At 43.1% G+C, this 15809-nt stretch carries 15 protein-coding genes; 10 read left to right on the forward strand and 5 right to left on the reverse strand.

The genetic code is table 11. The features are described from left to right. Positions 1–316: 316 nt before the first annotated feature. The gene (locus tag NST58_RS19345) at positions 317–1993 is read right to left on the reverse strand and encodes a hypothetical protein (protein WP_339243881.1); all 1677 of its coding nucleotides are present in this window, start codon (positions 1991–1993) and stop codon (positions 317–319) included. Between the two features lie 229 nt (positions 1994–2222). Between NST58_RS19345 and kduI the strand changes: the two genes are divergently transcribed. Genes kduI through kduD form a run of 3 tightly spaced genes read left to right on the forward strand, consistent with a single transcriptional unit; the run spans position 2223 to position 4645 of the window. After that, entirely contained in the window at positions 2223–3056 is an 834-nt protein-coding gene (gene kduI / locus NST58_RS19350) for a 5-dehydro-4-deoxy-D-glucuronate isomerase (protein ID WP_036688322.1), read from the forward strand. 34 nt (positions 3057–3090) lie between these two features. Next, positions 3091–3846 (forward strand): DeoR/GlpR family DNA-binding transcription regulator, encoded by a 756-nt coding sequence (locus NST58_RS19355; protein ID WP_076129821.1) that lies wholly within the window; start codon positions 3091–3093, stop codon positions 3844–3846. 43 nt (positions 3847–3889) lie between these two features. Further along, positions 3890–4645 (forward strand): 2-dehydro-3-deoxy-D-gluconate 5-dehydrogenase KduD, encoded by a 756-nt coding sequence (kduD, locus tag NST58_RS19360; RefSeq protein ID WP_036688326.1) that lies wholly within the window; start codon positions 3890–3892, stop codon positions 4643–4645. Positions 4646–4956: 311 nt separating this feature from the next. Here kduD and NST58_RS19365 read toward each other — a convergent pair whose 3' ends face one another. Together NST58_RS19365 and NST58_RS19370 are read right to left on the reverse strand one after the other, a co-directional pair. After that, on the reverse strand, positions 4957–5397 hold the full coding sequence (locus NST58_RS19365) for a hypothetical protein (protein ID WP_076182543.1): 441 nt from the start codon (positions 5395–5397) through the stop codon (positions 4957–4959). A 2-nt stretch (positions 5398–5399) separates the two neighbouring features. Then, positions 5400–5924, reverse strand: a complete 525-nt coding sequence (locus NST58_RS19370) for a hypothetical protein (RefSeq protein ID WP_076217831.1) — start codon at positions 5922–5924, stop codon at positions 5400–5402. Between the two features lie 142 nt (positions 5925–6066). Here NST58_RS19370 and NST58_RS19375 point away from each other — a divergent pair, with 142 nt between their 5' ends. Both NST58_RS19375 and NST58_RS19380 read left to right on the forward strand, forming a co-directional pair. Next, a complete protein-coding gene (locus NST58_RS19375) occupies positions 6067–6717 on the forward strand; it encodes an NUDIX domain-containing protein (protein WP_076190947.1) in 651 nt (216 codons plus the stop codon). After that, positions 6714–7259 carry a GNAT family N-acetyltransferase gene (locus NST58_RS19380; RefSeq protein ID WP_076129818.1) on the forward strand — a complete coding sequence of 182 codons (546 nt, stop codon included), beginning with the start codon at positions 6714–6716 and terminating at the stop codon, positions 7257–7259. Before NST58_RS19375 ends, NST58_RS19380 begins: the two co-directional genes overlap by 4 nt. Positions 7260–7308: 49 nt before the next feature. On the opposite strand, the gene NST58_RS19385 is transcribed toward NST58_RS19380, so the two are convergent. Beyond that, on the reverse strand, positions 7309–9384 hold the full coding sequence (locus NST58_RS19385; protein ID WP_339243884.1) for a beta-galactosidase: 2076 nt from the start codon (positions 9382–9384) through the stop codon (positions 7309–7311). A gap of 155 nt (positions 9385–9539) precedes the next feature. Between NST58_RS19385 and NST58_RS19390 the strand changes: the two genes are divergently transcribed. The 5 genes from NST58_RS19390 to NST58_RS19410 all read left to right on the forward strand — a co-directional run bounded on the left by NST58_RS19390 (position 9540) and on the right by NST58_RS19410 (position 14031). After that, complete coding sequence (locus tag NST58_RS19390; RefSeq protein ID WP_280753086.1) at positions 9540–10445, forward strand: AraC family transcriptional regulator; 906 nt, start codon at positions 9540–9542, stop codon at positions 10443–10445. 68 nt (positions 10446–10513) lie between these two features. After that, entirely contained in the window at positions 10514–11386 is an 873-nt protein-coding gene (locus tag NST58_RS19395; protein ID WP_339243888.1) for a glycoside hydrolase family 43 protein, read from the forward strand. A 20-nt stretch (positions 11387–11406) separates the two neighbouring features. Continuing rightward, the gene (locus NST58_RS19400; protein WP_339243890.1) at positions 11407–12393 is read left to right on the forward strand and encodes a phosphotransferase; all 987 of its coding nucleotides are present in this window, start codon (positions 11407–11409) and stop codon (positions 12391–12393) included. A 187-nt stretch (positions 12394–12580) separates the two neighbouring features. Continuing rightward, a complete protein-coding gene (locus NST58_RS19405; protein ID WP_339243892.1) occupies positions 12581–13318 on the forward strand; it encodes a glycosyltransferase in 738 nt (245 codons plus the stop codon). Then, positions 13315–14031: a glycosyltransferase family A protein gene (locus NST58_RS19410; RefSeq protein WP_076129813.1), complete on the forward strand. Its 717-nt coding sequence runs from the start codon at positions 13315–13317 to the stop codon at positions 14029–14031. Before NST58_RS19405 ends, NST58_RS19410 begins: the two co-directional genes overlap by 4 nt. A 100-nt stretch (positions 14032–14131) precedes the next feature. Here the strand turns inward: NST58_RS19410 and NST58_RS19415 are convergent, their stop codons facing one another. Next, on the reverse strand, positions 14132–15742 hold the full coding sequence (locus NST58_RS19415) for an S-layer homology domain-containing protein (protein WP_339243895.1): 1611 nt from the start codon (positions 15740–15742) through the stop codon (positions 14132–14134). Positions 15743–15809: the final 67 nt, after the last annotated feature.

Raw genomic sequence — 15809 nt, forward strand, 5'->3', positions numbered from 1 at the left:
CCTTTATTGTGACAAATGTCTCTCAGAAAAATAGGGTTTAATGTAATTAATTACTATTTAGTAACCTAACACCGCTATTCTAAAGGGAAATGTGCTTAGGAAGGATTGAATTACCAAATCGTTAGGTCTAGTTTATCCAGATAAATCGTCGCTCACCCCAATTATAAGTATTCTGGACAAAATCACGTTTACGGATACTTAGGTATCTATTGCGGGCTGTGCAATGGGGCATCACATCCTTTCATGTAGCTCCTTATTAAAGAAGCCGGCCAAAAAGGCCGACTCGGATTACTATTTATCACAGTAATTGTGTTTTTTATACTGAATAATGATCTAATGAGATCTGAATTCCATTAAGCTGAGCTTGCGGTAATTCTAACTCCCTACTAATACTCAAAACTAAGCTTTCACCATCCATGTTGGTATAATTCGCTGCTAATACCTCTCCCACTTCGAAATTCCTTTCTTTATGAGCCATAGCTGTGGCAAAAGCCTCTAAACCAATAATACCACATTCGGCAGCTTTCTTAATGCCCAATGCTTCAACGATCACACCGCCCGGCATCCCTGCGACGGATACCTCTATGAATCTGGACCGTTCCTGCAGCTGATAAGGGTGAGATAAATAAATAACAAAATACGTCTCACCAACTTGCCCGTACAATGTATACGGCTCTTGTTTCCATTCCCCTTGGGGAAGTACACCGATGATCGTATTCTTCTCACCCTGGGAGATTGGGAATAAAGAAATGATGACATTCTTGTGATAGAGAACCTCCATATAACGGCTTTGATGGCGGGGATCTCCCTCATTGTAGCCTTGTCCCGGATGGAAGAAATACAGCTGATTTGCGCTTCCCTCTCCACTCACAGGTAACGAAAAAGCCCAGCGAAGCTGCTCATTATCGAATTCCTCAACCCGCTCCCACATCCCGCCTGCTGCAAACTCCTCTGTAATATAAGCATAGGAATGAAGCAAAGGCTGCGGCTGTGGATCCGTTGGGACAACCTTCTGAGTAATCTTCCTTACTTCCACTGGTGTCTGGCGATTCATGGCTGCGGCTAATATTTCATCGGATGCTTGATAGAATAATAAACCGGCATACTCAGTGCGCGGCATCCTCTCAGGCAGCTGGAAATCTCCAAACTGAACATAATCATGAAGTACATTAGCATCGCCGGGAACATCATGCGGCCAGCCTCTAGAATGCGCACCAACCCAAGCGCCACGCAGATAGAATTCAGCTCGTACATTCCATAAATGGTCAAGCATTTCTTTAAGGCTCGTAGTAAGCTCCGTATCCTCAGGCGGGACAAGTTCCAACGCGCAGGTGAATGCCTGCACCCAATGCCAAAACCACGGTAGACTGCCGTATTCCGGCATCCCTTTAGTACGAATATAAGCCAGCGTATCCTTCAGACTCTGCCGGCCATCCTCAAGCAATATTTCATCCGCAAACAGGGTGCCAAAAATCAGCTTAGCAGCTGTATATTTAGCTTCATGATGCCCAAAAGTAACCACCGGCTTACGGTAGAAATCACTGCGATAAATATGTCCAAACGCTGTATTCAGAACTATGCGAAGTTGAGCATTTAATGCTCCTCCGTATCTTTTGCAAAAATACGCCATCAGGTTGCCCATAAGCTCCACTGGTAACTCATGCGGTGACGCATCTCGCGGAACCGGATTCAAACCGAGCGGCCAATGACCGTATAACTCTGTGCCGGGCTGCCGGTTCTGAAGCATTAAGATCTCCAGCAGTACATCCTGTGCTTTCTGTTTCGCTTGCTCACGATCAAAAGGCAGCTCAAAAGAATCATCAACAGCCGCTGCAAAAAGATACGAAGCATAATAAAAGTTATTTCGCACATCATCATGGAACCAGAGTCCACTTTCCAATAAAGGGCGTTGCTCTGCTTCCAGTGCTATATTAAAAATAATTTCTTGCTGACGTTCCTTATAAGTACTCTGGATATTTTTCAACCCCGGCATTACTTTTCAACCTCCATCATTTCAGTTTTATATCATCTTCCGTCATTCATGAAAATCGAGCATAATAGCTCTATTGTGCACACTTTTCGTTCATTTTGCAATTGGAAAAACCAATAAATAAACATAAATAAACAAAATAAAAAAGATTAGTACTTGTAAAATGAACATAAATGGACTAAAGTGTACCTATACGAACGATAATATGTACACAAAGGAGATTGAACATTCAATGGAAAGACGTTTCGCATCCCATCCTAATGAAGTAAAACAATTTGACACTGAGCGCCTCCGTAAGGAATTCCACATTCCCGTTATTTTTGCTCCTGATGAGCTAAAGCTTGTCCTAACCCATGAAGATCGTATGATCGTTGGTGGAGCTAATCCTGTAAAAGAAGAGGTTGCGCTAACTACTGACCTTAAAGAACTTGGGGTTACTTATTTCTTGGAACGCCGTGAACTGGGCATTATCAATGTCGGTGGTAAAGGCTCCGTGGTTGTAGATGGCACAGAATATGAAGTGGATTTCAAAGAATGTCTTTATGTAGGTCAAGGCTCTAAAGATGTAGTCTTCAAAAGTGCAGACGCTTCCAAGCCTGCTAAATTCTATTTGAATTCTGCTCCTGCCCATCAGTCCTACCCTACTACCAAAACCACACTGGCCGATTCTGAATCCGGTGCGATGGGTGGTCTGGAGAACTCTAACGAGCGGACAATCCACCGCTTCATTCACACAAATGGTGTGCAAAGTGCCCAACTGGTTATGGGTATGACCCAACTGAAACCAGGCAGCATGTGGAACACCATGCCAGCACATACCCATCCACGCCGGATGGAAGCCTATTTCTATTTTGATCTTCCGGACGATTCCGTTGTGTTCCACCTGATGGGAGAACCTGACGAAACCCGCCATATCGTAATGCATAACGAACAAGCCGTTATTTCTCCAAGCTGGTCCATCCACAGTGGTGTCGGCACTCATAACTATACTTTTATCTGGAGTATGGCTGGCGATAATAAAAGATATGATGATATGGACCCCGTATCCATGAAAGAATTACAATAGAGATAAATCAACTACGGAAAGATGAGGCAGGCGGATGAACCCGATACGACGACACGAGATGATTATGGAAGTTATGCTGAACCAAAAAGATGTAACGGTGAATGAACTGAGCGATAAGCTTCAGGTTACTGGAAAAACAATACGCGAGGATTTAAGCAGGCTGGAGGAACAAGGGCTGATTGTACGTGTACATGGCGGAGCTGTGCTGGCACAAAGCGACCAGTTTGGTATTTTGCCCTCCAAGGATCCGCTGGATAAATACTCTGACGAGAAGACGGAGATTGCCTTGCGTGCGCTTGCTCATATTGAACCGGACGATATTATCGCTCTTGATGGCGGTAGCACTACGCTTGAAATTGCTCGGCGTCTGGACAATATGCCACTAACGGTAGTCACCAATGATGTATACATCATCAGCGAACTGGTTCCCAAAGATAACATCCGTCTGGTCGTTCCCGGTGGTTATCGTGTCCGTAATATGTTGGCTGGTCCTGAAGCCGTCTCCTATGTACAAAAGCTTAATATTCAAAAAGCATTCCTTTCATCGACTGCTATTCATATAGAGCATGGGCTCTCCATTTATACCGGAGATTTAATTGAGTTCAAGCAAGCCCTTGTATCTACAGCCCGTAAGGTATTCGCGGTTGTAGATCATCATAAATTCGGCCATACTGCACTGCGTACCTTTGCTTCCCTACAAGAAGTTGACGTGATTCTGACGGACAAAGGACTCTCCCCCGAAACGGCAGATCAGTTCCGCAGTGCAGGCGTTACCATTGAATGCGGGTAAACCCGGAATAACAATCCATTTACAATAAAGGGGCGTAATTTATATGTCATCATTATTCAGCTTGGCAGGTAAAACAGCTATTGTAACAGGCGCAGCTCAAGGTCTTGGACAAGGAATCGCGCTTGCATTTGCAGAAGCCGGTGCAGACGTTGCATCTGTCTCCCTTAATTCGAGTGAAGAAACTGTAAATGCAGCAAAAGCTTTTGGAGTAAAAGCAGTTAGTATCGAATCTGACTTAAGTGATCACAGCAAGCTGCAAAGCACTTTTGACCAAGCGCTAGAGCTGACCGGACATGTTGACATTCTCGTAAACTGCGCAGGAATGATCCGCCGTGCACCGGCAAAAGATCATAGTGAAAAAGACTGGTTTGATGTCATCAATTTGAACCTAAACACAGTTTTCCTTCTGTCGCAAATCGCAGGCCGCCACTTCCTGGAAAGAGGATCCGGCAAAATCATTAACATCGCCTCCATGCTCTCCTATCAAGGCGGAATCAATGTCCCTGGTTACACTGCGAGTAAACACGGGGTTGCGGGTCTTACTAAAGCTTTTGCCAATGAATGGGCAGGCTCCGGTCTGAACATCAATGCAATTGCACCAGGCTATATGGCTACTGAAAATACCGCTCCAATCCGTGCCGACCAAAGTCGTTCGGACTCTATCTTAGACCGTATCCCTGCAGCACGTTGGGGAACGCCTGATGACGTTAAAGGCCCTGCTGTATTCTTGGCTTCCGCAGCATCTGACTACTTGAACGGTCACGTTCTTAATGTGGATGGCGGATGGATGGCTAGATAATCCATACAAAAATGGGTGTCCCATAGGGGCACCCATTTTTTGTGTGGATATGAAGCACTATCAGACTCAACTGAACAATCTGCACACGCAGCGGCTAAAGGACTCAGCTGACCTTATACACCGTTTTATCCGCTATTTGGATAGCTATCGGATCTCATAGCCGCTATTGGCGCAAAAAACACCAATTATAAGCTCTTTCATGAGCAATAGCGTCGTTGGAGTCCGAAAACCTGCTCAAAAGGCGATAAATTCGCAAATAGGGGCATCTGGGTCCGAAAATCTCAGTATCAGTGGTTGTGGATCGTTCTGCATCATTTAAATAAGCTTGCAATGGAATTCACATCAAAATCACTAGTCATTCTAAAGTTTCCCGAATTGTATTTATCCTTCTTATCAAGATCCGTCACATACAGGAAGTTAGTATCCGTAAGATTCATGCCAAACCTCAAGCTGTTATTTACAATAATACTTATCCAGTAGGTCTCCGTAGATTTGTCCAAAGCACTACTTCTTCTCAATTTTACATCTGAAAAAGCATAAATGATCTTTTCAATTTCCTTCGGATCTTCAATCACTACCTTTTCATCCACTAAAGATTTCTCAATCTCGATTGAGGTGATTTCAGTTTCATCGATTTGATCCAACACTAAATTCTCAAATGAATTATAACTATGGTAGAGATTAATGATTACAGGGATTTCGATTAATAAAAAAATGAGTACGAGAAATACATAACGTTTCTTCATATTCATAATTATGAACACCCTATTTCTACAAACTCCTCTGGATGAGTGCGAATATAATTGCCGATAATTCTATGCGTATTTGGTGTCAGGTTCTTATATCGTTCGAATAACTCACTAATTACTTCTAACAGCTGAGGGTCTCGATCCAAATCCGTGATGGCCGCATCCGCCCACTCTTTACCCAGTCGATGATTTCTTTCCTCGAGAAATGTCTTTGTTTCCTGAAGCAAAAGAATCATGGGTGAATCGTCAAAAAATCGTATGCCTCCTATCACCCCTGTCCAATACCCTGGCAGGTCTTGCATGTAGGAAATCCAAGCATAATATTCCCCTTCGGAATTACAGCTGTGACCATATAGCACTCTGAACATGCATAAGGCTTGTTGCCCCTCTGTGAGCTTCGAGATCACTTCTGATTTGGTCGATGGCGATTTTCCGCGAATCAGCTGAAAGGTAGGCTCCATACAGGCCCATCCTAACCTTTCATCACTTAAAGTGTCCAAGTCTTCCCGCTTCATGGCTACTAAATTCATTTAACTCCTCCTTTGATTAACATCCAAAAATATACATATATTTCTTAACGATGTCAATAAAAATCACTTGGGGACATTAAGCAATTCGATCGTTTTTATGATAGGCTTTAAGCAGTAGATATTTTCACAAAGGAGCTTTTCTATGCATAATGAGATACTTACTATATTTGATGAAGCGGGTCACCGAATCGGTACAGCTCCACGGGCAGAAGTACATCGGTTAGGACATTGGCACGAGACCTTCCACTGCTGGTTTATAAGCAAAACTCAAGAAATCCCCTATATTTATTTACAGCTTCGTAGTGAGCAGAAACAAGATTATGCAGGATTGCTGGACATCACGGCCGCTGGACATTTGCTGACACACGAAACGGTAGAGGACGGGATTCGCGAGGTTCAAGAAGAACTCGGTTTGGAGCTAGCTTTTGATGAACTGATTCCCTTAGGTACGATTCCTTACAGTATGATCAAAGAAAATCTTATCGATAAAGAACGAGCGCATGTTTTTGTTTATAACAATCCTTATCCTCTGGACGATTTTAAGCTGCAAGAAGAAGAGGTCGCAGGAATAGTTATCACAAAGTTTGCCGACTTCCGAAGCTTTTGGCAAGGAGAAATACATAGTCTACAAATCAATGGTTTCAAAGTGGATTCAAACGGACAAAAAATCAACATTCAACAAAGTGTGGATCGGACTCATTTTGTGCCTCATGAAGCAGCCTATTTCACTCGGATCATTGAGGGCATCGAAGCAATAATTCTAACATCACCCATCGTCACGGAGGACATATGATCATTAATCCTCAAACATTTACAGTGAATGGAATCCAATACAGCATTAGATCTGCGGCCTCTCATGATGCTAAAGTGTTATCTGAATTAAGGGTGCGGATCGATGGAGAAACCGAGAATTTAGATCGGGAACCAGGCGAAGCCTTTATTGACGAAAAAGGGTTTGAACAGCTTATTCAAGCCGATTCTGAGAAAAATAATAACCTTTTTCTAGTCGCAGTAGTTGATAATCAAATCGTTGCGTTCTCCAGATGCGAAGGTTATCCCTTAAAAAGATTTGCTCATAAAGTAGAATTTGGAGTATGTGTGCTGCAGGATTATTGGGGATATGGTATTGGAAAAAATCTTCTCGCCGAATCGATTGCCTGGGCTGACACTAATGGTATTCAAAAGATCACCCTAAATGTGCTGGAAACGAACACCAACGCTATTAAGCTTTATCAAAAGCTTGGCTTTGAAATTGAAGGGATTTTAAAGAAAGATAAACTTCTATCGGACGGCAAATTGTATAACACCATTATGATGGGAAGAGTTAAGAACTGATTCTATTCAAAAAAAAGGCAGAACCTGAAACTCAGGTCCTGCCTTTTTATTATACTAATGCTTTACGCTTCAACATCGCAAGTCCATTCACCGCTAGATTCAATAGGGCCGGAGCTGAAAGACCTGTTTCCAAGTCTGTGTATTCCGCTCCATCCAGCTCTAACGTTTGCGGACTGCCGCTGAAATTTTGCACAAAAACATAATCACTTTCGCCATCTGTGCGAAGTTGTGCAGTCACACCTGCTGGAAGTTCAGTATCCATCGCACGGGTAATTCCTGCCTTAGATGTGATCGCTGCGTATAGCTCAACATAGAACAAAGTGTCTTTCACACGGGTAGCAAGATGGTACGCATTTCCTTCACCAAAACGATTGACTGTAAGCGCTGGACGGCCCGCATAGAAATCGTTGCGATAATGCCCCAAAGCCTCTGCACCTTCCAAATGAATCAGCTCGGCTATCTCATGCGCATCGTAGTCACCGCTTAGCTTAAGTTTATTACCGGCCTCCATCACTAACCCGTTCAGATCACGGCTGTGCAGCCCTTCTGTCTCCTCTGCCCAAATCCCCAGTGTTCTGCGCAGTGGACCAGGGAATCCTCCCAGATGACATAAATCCGTTTCGTTAACTACTCCTGACCAATAGGTTGCGAGGAATGTGCCGCCTTGCTCCACATATTTCTCAATGCGCTTTCCATTCTCTTCACTAATCAGGTATAACATAGGGGCAACAACCAGCTTGTAAGCAGACAGATCATCTCCAGAGCCTATAATATCAACTGGAATGCCCAGCTCCCAAAGTGCACGATAATGCTGTAGCACCGTCTCCTCATAACGTAATCCGGAATTACGGATGCCTTGCGCATCCTTTATCGCCCAGCGGTTGTCCCAATCGAAAATAATCGCCGTCTGCGCCGGAGTGGACGTACCCACTACTTCCGTCATTCCCGCCAGCGTCTTTCCTACTTCCGCTACATCTTGGAATACTCGAGTCTCGGAGTGGCCACTGTGGTCTACAACTGCGCCGTGGAACTTCTCACTTGATCCGCGGCTTTTGCGCCATTGGAAATACTGCACAGAATCCGAACCATGCGCTACCGCTTGCAAGGAAGACAGCTTGTGCATTCCGGGACGTTTCAGCTTACTGACCGATTGCCAGTTCGTAAGGGATGGCGTGCTTTCCATCAGCAGGAACGGTTTCTTTTTAAAAGAGCGCATTAAGTCGTAGTGCATCGCCGTCCATGCTGCCAATCTAGTATCGTCACCGTCTTCGGTATAATGCCAGTCTGGATAAGCGTCCCATGAGACCACATCCAGGATTTTGGCCAGCTCGCGGTAATCAATGCCATCGATCATATGCATATTCGTCGTGATAGGCAGCTCTGGATTATAAGGACGAACGGTATTGATCTCGTGCTGGCAGAAATCAATCGTCCGTTCACTAACAAAACGCCGCCAGTCAAGATTCAAGCCGTGTACTTGTGTCTCACCATGTGGAGCTGGGGATTCAATCTGTGACCATGAAGTGTAGGTATGGCTCCAAAAAGTAGCCCACCAAGCATGATTCACCTCATCCAAACTGTTATTATATTTCACTTTCAGCCATTCTCTAAAAGCATCCTGGCAGAGCTCGCAGTGACACTCCCCACCGAATTCATTCGAAATATGCCAACCGATAATGGCTGAATGCTGGCTGTACCGTTCCGCTAACTTTGCATTCAGAATTGCAGTTTTCTCCCGGTACACTGGTGAGGTAAAGCAATGGTTATGACGGAAGCCATGCAAATTGTGAACACGGTTACGCTCCACTCTTAAGACTTCTGGATATTTTTGCGACATCCATGCTGGGCGGGCACCACTTGGCGTTGCCAAGATAGCGTAAATCCCATTCTCTGCAAAAGAATCAAGTACACCATCCAACCATTCGAAAGTGAACACACCCTCTTCAGGTTCAAGAGATACCCACGAAAAAATGCCTACGGACATGACATTGCAGCCCGCCAGCTTCATTAATCGGATATCCTCACGCAATACTTCCGGATATTTCAGCCATTGTTCAGGATTATAATCAGCACCGTGCAGCATGACACCAGCTTTACTGCTTATCGGGGAATGTTTTTTATTCATTGTGTACGATCATCCTCTCAATTCTGCCCATTTATAGAATGGGACTATTCTCTGATGATAGGCTAGAAGCGTAAGCTATCTTATTCAGTAATCATCATTTATACTATTTATAATATAAGAAAATTCATTTCAATCAGTAGGAATATAGTCTCGAAGTGATAGCACAAAATGAAGATGAGGTGATAAACCTGCTACCTTTTTCTCTGATTGAATTACCGCGCGACTCTGGAACGTTGCCCCTATCCCCCTACTCTGTAGGTCGCCATATCCAATTCCATCATGTGCGCCCAGCAGGATTTCCTGTGTATCAAATCTTTTTAATCCGGACCGGAACCGGGTTATTTCGTGATCTGGAAAGTGGCACAGAAATCATACTGGAACCGGGGATGGCTTTTGCCTTCCCGCCCGATCGTGGTCATGAATATTATCCTACCTCTCATGAACCGTGGCATGTTGGCTTTATCGGCTTTCAAGGCAGTCAAGCTCATGGATTGCTGGAAGCGCTTGAACTGCTCCCTTCTGTTCCTTATCGAACGGATCGTTTTGAACAATGCTGGGAAGAAATCGGCCAAATCTGGCATACGGTGAATTCTCCTGCCCCCAATCGGCAGGACGAGATGTGGATGCAGGAGTTGTCTATCACGCTCTATAGACTGCTCTTAATGCTGCGCCCTGCCAAGAGTTCAGAAGGCTCCGGTAATCGTCTAGCCTTCGAGTCGGTCCGAAATGAAGCCCTAACTACAGCCGTCGGGCTGATCAACGAACATTACACAGAACCGCTTCTGATCTCCAATCTTGCAGCAGCAGTCGGGTACTCCGTGCAGCATTTCCAGCGTTTATTCGTGCAGGAATATGGGGTCACTCCGCATAAGTATTTGCAGAATCTGCGGCTGGAGCGGGCGCTGCAATTAATGACGGAGGATGTGGAGATCCCCGTTCAAGATATAGCGCTTCAGCTGGGCATGGAGACTAATTATTTTATACGTGTCTTCCGAAAAAACTACGGCTGTACACCCGGAGTAATGAAAATACGTTTGCTACAAGACGAGCAAATGAAGTAACGCTTCCAAGCCTAAAGAAGATATTGTAAAATTAAGCAGATGATAGCTTGTAAATTGGGGGCACCTTAATGAAAACATTATCTGATATTAACTTTAGAGATCCCTATATCCTATCTGTTCCTGAACTTGGTCAATACTATTTATTTGGCACAGATGGCTTAACAGCTTGGAGTGGCGCACCTCACGGCTTCGATGTATATATCAGCTCAGATCTTCAGGAATGGTCCGGACCCATTGCTGCCTTTCGTCCAGATCCTGATTTTTGGGCTGATCATCATTTCTGGGCACCAGAGGTTCACCGCTACAACGGAAAATATTATATGTTCGCTTCTTTTATAAGACATGGCGTTCCACGGGGGACACAAATATTAAGCGCGGAAACACCTGAGGGTCCTTATCTCCCTATCAGCAATCATCCGATTACCCCTGCTTCTTGGGAGTGCCTTGACGGAACGTTATATGTAGATAAAGAAGACAAACCTTGGATGATCTTTTGCCGTGAATGGATTGAAGTGACGGATGGAGAAATGTATGCCGTTGGGCTGAAGGAGGATTTAAGTGCTACTATTGGCGAACCTATGCTGCTTTTCCAGGCTTCACAAGCTCCTTGGACGGTAGGCGGCAAAGAAGGGCAATACGTAACTGACGGTCCTTTTATGCATCAGACTAGCAGTGGTGAGCTGCTTATGTTGTGGTCTAGCAGTGGAGCTAGTGGTTATGCCATGGGTTTAGCCCGATCCGTCAGCGGTGACATTAGCGGACCTTGGCAACATGATCCTGAGCCTCTTTATGCCAAAGATGGCGGACATGGAATGTTGTTTCGTGATTTGACGGGCAGACTTATGCTGGCCATTCATGCCCCAAATCTCAACCCACAAGAACGGCCGCTGCTTATTAAGGTCCAGGAAAGCTCCAGAACGATTTCGATAAAATCATTGTAATGTAGAACGGAGTAGAACCCTTGGAACAAAAGATTAAGTCTTTATTTAATGACCAGATTGTAAGTGCTGCCTGCACGAAATACGGTATCCCCATAGATGAGCTAAGCTTCATTGGCGGATTTCAAAATTTTGTTTATGAATATCAACTTAGCAATCATCAATATATTCTAAGATTTACTCATAGCTCGCTGCGCAGTATGGAATTGTTAACGGCTGAACTTGAATGGATTCTATACCTGGCAGATCATGGCGTTTCCGTATCAAGACCCGTAGGTTCTCTTCTGGGTAATCTAGTTGAGCAAATAGAGATTGGTGATTCATACTTTATGGCATCTTCCTTTGAAAAAGCACAAGGGAAACGAATAGGTTACCCAGACTGCCTGAAGGATCTAGACCTCTATGAGCAGTGTGGCATGATCACTGGACAAATGCACAGATTAGCAAAATCTTATAAACCACAGTCCAAAAGACATGCGTGGCATCAGAACTACTACCTGCAGAATGTAACCAGGTTTATTCCTCCATCCCAAAGTGGCGTTTTGGAAAGCTGTAAGGCGCTTATGGATCAGCTAAAGCATCTCGACGCTGATATAAATACCTATGGTCTCATCCATGGGGATATCAATGTAGGCAACTTTTTGGTCGACAATGGCAAGCTGACCTTGTTTGATTTTGATGAAGCTCAATACAGCTGGTTTGTAGAAGATATCGCCATTCAACTGTATTATCTAGTCTACGTTTACGGGGATGATAGTATGGAGGACAGGCAGCTTCAATGTCAGCGTTTTATGGAGCATTTTCTAAAAGGCTACGTTAAAGAGAACAGGATTTCAGAAAATGAGCTGAAGCTAATTCCTCTTTTTCTTCGATTAAGAGAGATTATTGTTTATACAGGGATGTACCGGAGTTTTGATATGTCTAACCTAGATGATTGGACCAAAGATTATTTAACGCAGTGTAAGGCGAGAATCGAGAATAGCGTATCCATCATTGAATCTTATTTCTGAACAAACATCCAAAGCGTTTCATATGAATTGTCTCTCTTACAAAACCCACAGCTATCACTGTGGGTTTTGTGTTCTTTAAACAAGTCCATTTTTGCTTTTAAGAGGTTGATATGCCGTTACTCTATCCTAACTTGGACATATCGTATTATGAGACTTTTCCCAAAAATGCATATGAGGGGTTGGTTAAATGAGTGCTGTACCTCACAACAAAGCGAAGCAACAAGGTGTTTCCATTATTACCTGTACCAATCGCCATAATTATTTAAACAACCTATTTCAAAATTACAGCAGACAAAAATATGCCAATAAAGAACTTATCATTATTATCAATAATAATAAAATTCCACTATCCCCCTACCAAACCTTAGCTAAAAAACACAAAAATATTAAGATATATCGTAAACCTGAACAGCAATCCCTCGGTTCATGCTTAAACTATGCCGTAACAAAATGCAAATATCATACCATTGCCAAATTTGATGACGACGATTATTATGCCCCTTATTATTTGACGGAAAGTATTCTGACCTTAAAAAGAACTAAAGCTGATATCCTTGGAAAACGGGCTCACTATATGTATTTACTAGGTTCAAAGACTTTGATTCTTCGTTTCGCAAATGATGAACACCGAATGGTTACCCATCTCCCTGGCGCTACGCTCGTCTTCAAACGAAAAGTATTCGATCATGTGAAATTTCCTAATAAAAACGTAGGTGAGGATGATCTCTTTTGCAGCAGAAGCAAAAAGAAAGGTTATAAGGTTTATTCTGCAAGTAAAAATAACTTCGTTGCCATACGTAGAAAAAACTCTTCAAAACATACATGGATCATCAGTGATAGTACACTAATAGCTAACCATAAGATCATCCGGAATATTAAAAACTACAGGAATTTTGTTGGACGCCGTCCAAAGATTTCGTTATGAAATTAACTGCTGAATCTACTTCATCTGCTGTGTCTATTCTAACTTGTACAAAACGAATGGATTGTATTAAAACAATATTTGATAACTATCAACGACAGAATTTCAAATCTAAAGAGCTTATCGTGATCATTAATAATGATAGCTTGAAAATAGAAGACTATATACATGCTGCAAAAAAACATAAAAATGTACGGATCTATAAACTACCTGAATATCGTTCACTGGGGTTTTGTCTGAATTTTGGTGTGCACTTAGCGAATTATAGCTGTATCGCTAAATTTGATGACGACGATTATTACTCTGCCAACTATTTAACGGATAGTATGAACACCCTCCATAAAACTAAAGCTGATATCGTTGGAAAACGAGCTCACTATATGTATTTAACTGATAAGAAGCTCCTTTTGCTTCGTTATCTTCATATGGAAAATAAACAGGTAACCAATGTTCAGGGTGCTACCCTACTCGTAAAACGAAATGTCTTCCAGCAGATTTCCTTTCCAGATTGGAATAAAGGTGAATGCGTTAAGTTTTGTGCTGATTGTGCTGCACAGGGCTTTAAGATCTATGCAGGAAATAAGTATAACTTCGCTGCGATTCGTAGAAAAAACTCCAAAGATCACACTTGGGTCGTTAGCGACAAGAAACTTCTAGCTCAAAATGTTAAAGTTCTAAACGTGAAAAACTTCAAAAAATACGTAACGCGAGGCTGATTTAATCAATCTAATCCTACCAGCTATGCCTTAGTAACCCAATAAAAAGACTGGACAGCAATATAGCTAAGCGGCTATTCGCATCCAGTCTTTCATATTTTTAAAAAGTATAATCGTAAAATTTCTCTGCATTCCTTAAGCTGGACCATACATCAGAGCTTTCTCCGCCTATATACCAATAAGCTACTCCAGCAAGTTTTTTAGTAACCGCTAAGTTGTATTTTGTTATTAATGAACGCCCATCCTCAATCCAGATCGTATGTTTTATAGCTTGTTTCGAGTAGCCCGCGACATATTGTCCCAGCGAAGGATTCCACACGGGTCTCGATGCATAGCTGCTGATAATCTGATTTTGCTCCGGAAGCGTAATATATTGAGAGGATAAAACCGTCCCCTTCTGATTCAATGTCCAATCCCGATTATATAAGGGCAATGCCAAAATAACTTTTTGACTAGGTACAACTTTTAGGATTGTATTCACAGCCTTTTGATCATAAGAAAGTGAGGCATTGGACCCCGGAACTTGACTCCCGTCATAATGCTCATCATAACCCATCATCACCATATAATTCACTTGCTTGCCTAGGGCAGCATAGTCAAAAGCTTCTGTCCAATCCGTTCCAAGATCAGGAGATACATCCATCGACAGGATAACATCGAGCGAATGCATTTTCTCGGCTAATAAAGTAATAAACGAAGTCAAATACACACGATCTTCGGCCGCTACATTTTCAAAATCTATATTTAGTCCATCTAATCCATATTTACTCACTAAAGCAGCTAACTGATTGACTGCCGTATTCCTTGCGGTTGTACTCAACAGCATCTGATGCGTCGCTTCTTGATCCGATCGATTGCCAACCATCGCCCAGACTTGCTTTTTATTCTTTTTTGCCCAAGTTACCAGCGAGGCATCTGTCGAATCCGTTACTGCCCCTGTTTTTCCAACATAATACCAACGTGGTGATAATGTATTGACGTTCGATTGCAGAACATGATTCTCAAATTGTGCCGTCGTGAGACCATACTGCCAGCCTATAACAATACGTTTGTCCGGACTACTTTCCAGCTCTGCCGCCCAGCTTGTATGTTGCAGCACCCGATCCATCAGCACTGCCGTCTCTTGCCTGGTTATCGGGTCAGTGGGCCGAAAATTCCCGCTATTATCGCCTTTCATTAATCCGCGATCATTAACCTTAGCAACAGCAGCACTTGCCCAGCTAGCAATTTGTTGCCGATCCTTAAAATTAGTTTGTGCGGCAGTTGCATTGTTTGTTTGCTTTAGAGCTTTGGCTATCCACACAGCCGCTTCCTGCCGAGTGACTGCTTTTGCGGGTGCAAAAGTAGTTGCCGAAGTGCCGTTTGCCAGTTCAAGCTGAACCGCGGCTTGGATCCAGCCGTAATACCAAGCGCTTTTGGCTACGTCGGTATAAGGAGATACCGGACTCAACGCTGGATCAAGCTTCAACAGTCGATCAAGAACTGTTATAAATTCAGCTCTAGTAATCGATTGAGTAGGTGAAAATTTAGTATTCGAGGTGCCAGTTAATATATTCCGGTTATATAAATCTATGATTTCTTTTTTTGCATAACTAGTGTTTATATCCTCAAAAGGAACCCCGTTATCGGCCGATATATGCTGAATAAATACTCCGGCGGCTAGCACGACAGCGAGGGTTATTATAGTAAATCTAGCAAATATATTTTTCACGGGTTAAGAGATTCCCCCTTGGTTATCAATCTTTGAATTATACCAAGGATACAATCAATAAACATCG

The sequence above is a fragment of the Paenibacillus sp. FSL R10-2796 genome, assembly GCF_037965315.1.
In the GTDB taxonomy this organism is placed as follows: domain Bacteria; phylum Bacillota; class Bacilli; order Paenibacillales; family Paenibacillaceae; genus Paenibacillus_AQ; species Paenibacillus_AQ odorifer.